General features: G+C 69.4%; 4 protein-coding genes and 1 pseudogene. All 5 read left to right on the forward strand.

Translation table 11 applies throughout. From position 1 onward, the window contains the following. The first annotated feature begins 23 nt into the window (after positions 1-23). The gene (locus VFA06_RS00350; protein ID WP_324838285.1) at positions 24-1,685 is read left to right on the forward strand and encodes a HAMP domain-containing sensor histidine kinase; all 1,662 of its coding nucleotides are present in this window, start codon (positions 24-26) and stop codon (positions 1,683-1,685) included. 124 nt (positions 1,686-1,809) lie between these two features. Continuing rightward, entirely contained in the window at positions 1,810-2,655 is an 846-nt protein-coding gene (locus VFA06_RS00355) for a phosphatase PAP2 family protein (protein ID WP_324838286.1), read from the forward strand. 102 nt (positions 2,656-2,757) lie between these two features. Next, the gene (locus tag VFA06_RS00360) at positions 2,758-3,630 is read left to right on the forward strand and encodes an SGNH/GDSL hydrolase family protein (RefSeq protein ID WP_324838287.1); all 873 of its coding nucleotides are present in this window, start codon (positions 2,758-2,760) and stop codon (positions 3,628-3,630) included. A 393-nt stretch (positions 3,631-4,023) separates the two neighbouring features. Continuing rightward, positions 4,024-6,342, forward strand: a complete 2,319-nt coding sequence (locus VFA06_RS00365; protein WP_324838288.1) for a RecQ family ATP-dependent DNA helicase — start codon at positions 4,024-4,026, stop codon at positions 6,340-6,342. A 247-nt stretch (positions 6,343-6,589) separates the two neighbouring features. Further along, a pseudogene (locus VFA06_RS00370) lies at positions 6,590-6,831 on the forward strand (alpha-galactosidase); the annotation flags it as partial.

The raw sequence follows: 6,831 nt of genomic DNA on the forward strand, positions 1-6,831 counted from the left end.
GAGGACTCAATCTCGCTTCCGGCGTGCGGTGGACGTGGAACCGCAGCCCGCTGTGGGCACGGCTGGTTGCCGGCGCGCTCGCGCTGGCCGCCGCGGCCCTCACGGTGACCGGCGTGATCGGCATCTCGCTGCTGCGCGACTATCTGATCAACCAAAGCGGCCAGCAGCTGCGCGCGTTCGGCAGCGCCGTGGCCGAGGCCCACCAGCACAAGTCGATGACCAGCGGGCTGAACTGCGGCGGCCTGCCGACCGACAACGCCACCGAGCTGATCAGCGCCGAAGGACAGCCGCGCATCGTCGCCTCGTGTGCCGCCTCGGTGAACGGCCCGACCGCGCGGGCGGTGCTCCCCGAACTCCCCTCGCTGAACGAACTGGTGGCAGCCGCGCAATCCGGTGATTCGTTCATCCTCACCAACGAACGCGAGCCGGCGCTGCGTTGGGAAGCGGTGGTCATCCCTACGCAGTACCACGTCCCACCGCCGCCGCCGAAACACAGCAACTCGCTGAGCGACGGTGCGCAGCCGGGAGGGAGCGCGGGCCTGCCTACGGCGGTCATCACCGTGCCCGGATACGTACTGGTCGCGACCAGCCTCAACTACGTTGACTCCACCGTCGCACAGCTCACGCGGCTGGAAATCGCCATCGACTCGGCGGTGGGCGCGGCGCTGGTGGTACTCGGCTACATCATCGTGCGTACCGCACTGCGCCCTCTGACCCAGATCGAGGCCGCGGCCGAGGCGATCTCCGCGGGCGATCTGTCGCGCCGGGTGCCCGGCGGTCATCCGAGAACCGAGACCGGACGGCTGTCCGCCGCGCTCAACGGGATGCTGGGCCAAATCGAGGCCGCTTTCAGCGCGCGCGAGCGCTCCGAGGCCGCGGCCCGCGACTCGGAGCGGCGCATGCGCCAGTTCGTCGCCGACGCCAGCCATGAGCTTCGCACCCCGCTCACCTCGATCCGCGGCTTCGCCGAGCTCTACCGCCAGGGCGCCGCGGACTCCCGTAGCATGCCCGACCTGATCCGCCGCATCGAGCAGGAGGCGGTGCGCATGGGCGTGCTCGTCGAGGACCTGCTGATGCTCGCCCGGCTAGACCAGCAGCGGCCGCTGGCCCGCGACCAGGTCCATCTCGGCGCGCTCGCGGCCGAGTCGATCGCTGGGGCGAAGGCGCGGGAACCGAGCCGGGCGATCGAGTTGCGGATCGAGCAGCCTTCCGGGGGTGGCGCACCCGTGGTCATCGGCGATGAGACCCGGCTGCGTCAGGCGCTGGACAACCTGCTCGACAACGCGCTGCGCCACACGCCCGCCGCCGCGCGCGTCTCGGTGCGAGTGCGCCCAAGCCCAGAGGGCGCCGCACGGCCGACCGAATACCTGCTGGAGGTCGCGGACACCGGACCAGGGCTGACCGAGCAGGCGGCAGCACACGTATTCGAGCGTTTTTACCGCGCCGACCCCGCGCGTACCCGCAGTTCGAACGGTGACCGAGGCGCCGGACTCGGCTTGGCCATCGTCGCGGCCATTGCCGAAGCGCACGGAGGGACGGCGTCGGTGCATACGGCTCCCGGCCAAGGCGCCGTCTTCCGCCTCACGTTGCCGGCTGCTCCGCCGCAGATCGAACCGGCAGAGCCCGCGGAATCCGAGGAGCCGGAGGAGTCCGCGCTCGACCCGGCGCTGGGTTCCGCTCCTTAGGTACCGGGTCGGGCCTGTACCGCCCGCCATAGCGCGTACCGCATAAGGCAGACTGTTCCCCGCGGGTGTGACGGCCGTATCGAGCACTCGGTCACGCGTTCGCCGATCTTTAGAATGGCCGTATATGCCGAACCTGATGTGGACGTGGCAGCAGGCCACGGTCATCGCCGGGGCGCTGGCCGTCGGCTGGGGCCTGCTGCGGTGGCGGCAGGCGTTTCGGCGCACACAGCCGTTCCTCCGCGAAGCCGCGCTGATCATCGGTTTGTACGCCCTATGGCAGTTCGCCGGTTCGCTCTCGGGCAACGGGACCTACGCGGCGGTCGGGCGCGGGCAGTGGATTTGGAACGCCGAGCGCTCAGCGCACCTGCTGAGCGAGCGCACGGTGCAGGGCTGGATCCTGCCGCACCCGCTGATCGTGCAGGCGGCGAACCTGTACTACGACACGATGCACTTCACCGTGATGATCGTGTTCCTGTTCTGGCTCTTCATCCGGCACCGCGACGCTTATCCGCGCTGGCGCACGACCCTCGCCCTGCTGACCGCCTCCTGCCTGCTGATCCAGTTGATCCCGGTCGCACCACCGCGGATGATCCCGAACCTGGGCCTGGTGGACACCGCGATGAAGTACGGGCAGTCGGTCTATGGCACGGTCGCCGGCTTCCGCGCCGACCAGCTCTCAGCGATGCCCTCGGTACACGTCGGATGGGCCGTGCTGGTCGCCGTGTGCGTATACCGGGTCAGCACGTCGCGCTGGCGGTACATCGGGATCGTGCACGCGGTGATGACCATCCTCGTCGTGGTGGCGACCGGCAACCACTACTGGGGCGACGGGATCGTGGCGGTAGCGCTGCTCGTCGCGGCCTTGTGCGCGCAGTGGGGCGGTCGCAAACTCCGCCAAAAGCGCGTTACCGCACGTAAAGACCTAACCAAGCAGGATGTGGGACGCGGCGGACTTGTTGACGTGAGGTAACACCGCGTTCATTATCACGGGAGCTGCGCAGCTACTAGCGGGTAACCCACAAACGCCCGCGTCACCCACACCTCGCCTCCCTCCCCCGCTCGGAGTCTCTCCATGCCCAACGCCGTGCGCGCCCGCGCCACGGTGGCCGTGGGTGGTGCGCTGCTGCTCGCAGTCGCGACCGCCAACGCCGCCGTGGCGGCTCCCCCAGGCAAGTACGTCTCTCTCGGCGACTCGTACGTCTCCGGACCGCTCATCCCGGACCAGGTCAACCTCGGCTGCCTGCGCTCCGACCAGAACTACCCGTCGCTCACGGCCGCGGCCGAAGGCGTCTCAGGCTTCGCAGACGTCAGCTGCGGCGCCGCCACCACGGACGACATGACGCAGTCTCAGGCCGACGGCCCGATCGTCGTCAACGGACCGCAGCTCGACGCCGTCACCTCCGACGACGGCCTGGTCACGCTCGGAATCGGCGGCAACGACATCGGCTTCATCAGCATCATCGCCACCTGCGCGGGCGAGAGCCTGACCAATCCGTTCGGCTCGCCCTGCACAGCGCACTACACCGCGGGCGGCACGGACCAGCTGGCCGCCGCGATCGACGCGACCGCACCCAAGGTCGGTGCCGTCCTGCAGGCCATCCACCAGCGTGCGCCTTACGCCAAGGTGCTCGTCGTGGGCTACCCGGACATCCTGCCGGAGTACAGCAACGGCTGCTGGCCCCTCGAGCCGATCGCGTACGGCGACGTCTCGTACCTGAGGTCGACCGAAAAGCGGCTTAACAGCATGCTGGCCGAGGAGGCTGCTGCGAACAACGCGCAGTACGTCGACACGTACACCTCGACGATCGGTCACGACGTCTGCCAGGCGCCGGGCACGAAGTGGATCGAAGGACTCGTGCCCCTCGCACCCGCCGCCCCCTTCCACCCGAACGCGCAAGGAGAGGCCGCGATGGCCAGGGCCCTCGAGGCCGACCTCGGTTCCTGACAGACTGACCGACCGCCTCGCCCTTCCTTCCCGCTCGCCCGCCTGCTCGCGCTTCCTTCCCGCTCCCCTTCCTTCCCGCTCGCCCGGTCGCCCTTCCTTCCACCTGCCCGCTCGCCTTCCAGCCCACCCGCTCGCGCTTCCTTCCCGCTCGCCTTCCTTCCCGCCCAGTCGCCCTTCCTTCCACCTGCCCGCTCGCTCGCTCAAAATGTCTTATATACGCCCATGATCGTATAACCCGCCTATCCTGTAGCGGCGAGGCAACCTCCCCGGTTGTCTCGCCGCTCTCCGCTTCCCGAACCCCCGGACCTCGACCTTCGTGCCCTCCAAACCGAGTTATCCACAACTTCGAAAACTCCCGCACCGGCTGTCGGCGCAATCCGCTAGAAATGACTCATGATCGACCAGACCGACTCGACCAGCCCTCGGGATGCCGCGGCCAAGACCACGGACATCGCGCCCGAACGCGCCGCGTTGCGCGCCGAGGCGGAGTCGGTGCTGCGTGCCCTGGCCGGGCCTCAGGCGCGACTGCGCGAAGACCAATGGCAGGCGATCGAGGCCCTTGTCGCCGATCGGCGGCGCTGCCTGGTGGTGCAGCGTACCGGCTGGGGCAAGTCAGCGGTCTACTTCGCGGCGACCGCGCTGCTGCGGGCGCGCGGGTCCGGGCCAACCGTGATCGTCTCGCCACTGCTTGCCCTGATGCGCAATCAGATCGCCGCGGCCGAACGCGCCGGGCTTCGCGCCGCGACGATCAACTCGGCCAACCTCACCGAGTGGTCCGAGGTCGAGGAGCGCATCCGCCTCGGTGAAGTCGATCTGCTGCTGATCAGCCCGGAGCGGCTGAACAACCCGGCCTTCCGGGACAACGTGCTGGAGAAGCTGGCCGCCGAGACCGGCCTGCTGGTCGTGGACGAGGCGCACTGCGTCTCGGACTGGGGCCACGACTTCCGCCCCGACTACCGGCGGCTGCGCACACTGATCGCGCACCTGCCTCCGGGCCTGCCGGTGCTGGCCACCACGGCCACCGCCAATGCGCGCGTGACCGCGGACGTAGCCGAACAACTAGGCACCGGCCTCGACTCCACCACCGCTCCCACCACCGCCACAAGCTCCGGCGCCGCCAAAGCGGCCCCAGTCGAATCGCAGGTCAGCTCGGCACCGCTGCTCCTGCGCGGCCCCCTCGACCGCGAATCCCTCCATCTCTCCGTGGTCCGCCCGGGCACAAATACCCCGGGCACACCCGCCGGCGGCGCAAACGCCCCGGCATCGGCGCACCGCCTCGCCTGGCTCGCCGACCACCTCGCTGAACTGCCGGGCTCCGGGATCATCTACACGCTCACGGTGGCCGCGGCCGAGGAGACCGCGCTCTTCCTCCAGGAGCACGGCCATACCGCGGCGGCGTATACCGGCCGCACCGATGACGCGCAGCGCCGAGAGGCCGAAGAGGACCTCCTCGGCAACCGGATCAAGGCCCTGGTGGCGACATCAGCACTCGGCATGGGCTTCGACAAGCCCGACCTCGGCTTCGTCGTCCACCTCGGCGCGCCTTCCTCGCCGATCGCCTACTACCAGCAGGTCGGGCGGGCCGGCCGCGGCGTCGAGCGCGCGGAGGCCATCCTGCTGCCGGGTCCCGAGGACCAGGCGATCTGGCGGTACTTCGACTCGCTGGCCTTTCCGCCCCGCGCGGTGGTCGAGCAGGTCCTCGCCGTGATCGGACAGTCGCCAAAGCCGCTGTCCACCATGGCCATCGAACCGCAGGTCGAACTGCGCCGGGGCAGGCTGGAACTCATGCTCAAGGTGCTGGACGCGGACGGCGCGGTGCGGCGCGTCTCCGGCGGCTGGGCGGCGACCGGCGCGCCGTGGACCTACGACGAGGAGCGGTACGCCCGGATCGCGGCAGCGCGCGAAAAGGAACAGCGCGCCATGCTCGACTACGCCGCGACCGATGGCTGCCGGATGGAGTTCCTGCGCCGCCAACTGGACGACCCGTACGCCGAGGCCTGCGGGCGCTGCGACAACTGCACCGGATCGCGGCTGTCCGCCGAAACTTCCACCACATCAGTAGCAGCAGCCGATGCGCACAGCCACCGAGTCGGCGTCCCGATCGAACCGCGCAGGCAATGGCCCAGCGGCATGCCGTCGGTCGGCGTCGATCTGCGCGGAAAGATCCCAGAAGAGGAGCAGCACGCGACGGGCCGAGCGGTGGCCCGGCTGACCGATCTCGGCTGGGGGTCGACGCTGCGCGACCTGTTCGACCACAGCGCGCCCGATCGCCCCATCTCCGACGCGCTCGTCAACGCCGTCGTCGACGTTCTGCGCGAATGGTCCGCGCACGAGAACGCGGCCCGCCGATGGAGCGGCGCAGGTCGACCGGCCGGCGTCGTCTCGATCAGCTCCCGAAGACACCCGCAGCTGATTGGTTCGCTGGCCGCACGGGTCGCCGAGATCGGCAGACTGCCGCTCCTCGGCACGGTGGACCGAGCGGGCGACGGCCCGTACAGCGGAGGCGCGAACAGCGCTTGGCGGCTGCGTTCGGTGCACGCGGCCTTCGCCATCGGCCCGGAGCTGGCCAATCGGCTCAGGGAGTGCCCCGGTCCGGTGCTGCTGGTCGACGACCTGGTCGACTCCGGTTGGACGCTCACCGTCACGGCGCGCCTGCTGCGGCAGGCAGGCGCGACCGCCGTCCTCCCGCTCGCCTTGGCGACCGCGGGCTGACCCGGCCCTGCTTCCACGCTGTTTCCCAACAAAACAGAGCTCTAATACAAGCGTCTTTCCCGACTCGAACAGCTGCTTCGCCGGATTCGGCCATGTCGGGTCAGCCTGTCCATTTAACAGTCCATTGACACACCGGGCGCGGCTGTCTAGCTTTCCGGCGACCAAGGAACCGGTCGGCACCGCCGTGTTCTGCCGAATTCGAACCCTGTTTCTGATTCCGCAGGGATCGGGCAGTCGAGGAGGACTGATGACCCACGCACGCCTGCGTGCACTGATCACCGTGGTGGCGCTGGCCGCTGCACCGCTGGCGGGGGTGGCCGTCGAGGCGCCGCCCGCGGCGGCGCTGAGCAACGGCTTGGCGTTGACGCCGCAGATGGGGTTTAACGACTGGAACGCCTATGGCTGTAACGTCTCCGAGTCGTTGATCAAGGCCACCGCGCTGGCGATGCACACCAACGGGATGCAGGCCGCCGGCTACCAGTACGTCAA

The organism is Actinocrinis sp., from assembly GCF_035653575.1.
Lineage (GTDB): Bacteria > Actinomycetota > Actinomycetes > Streptomycetales > Catenulisporaceae > Actinocrinis.

Coding starts and splice junctions, on each gene's coding strand:
- VFA06_RS00355 (WP_324838286.1), top strand. CDS start 1,810: ATGCCGAACCTGATGTGGACGTGGCAGCAGGCCACGGTCATCGCCGGG.
- VFA06_RS00360 (WP_324838287.1), top strand. CDS start 2,758: ATGCCCAACGCCGTGCGCGCCCGCGCCACGGTGGCCGTGGGTGGTGCG.
- VFA06_RS00365 (WP_324838288.1), top strand. CDS start 4,024: ATGATCGACCAGACCGACTCGACCAGCCCTCGGGATGCCGCGGCCAAG.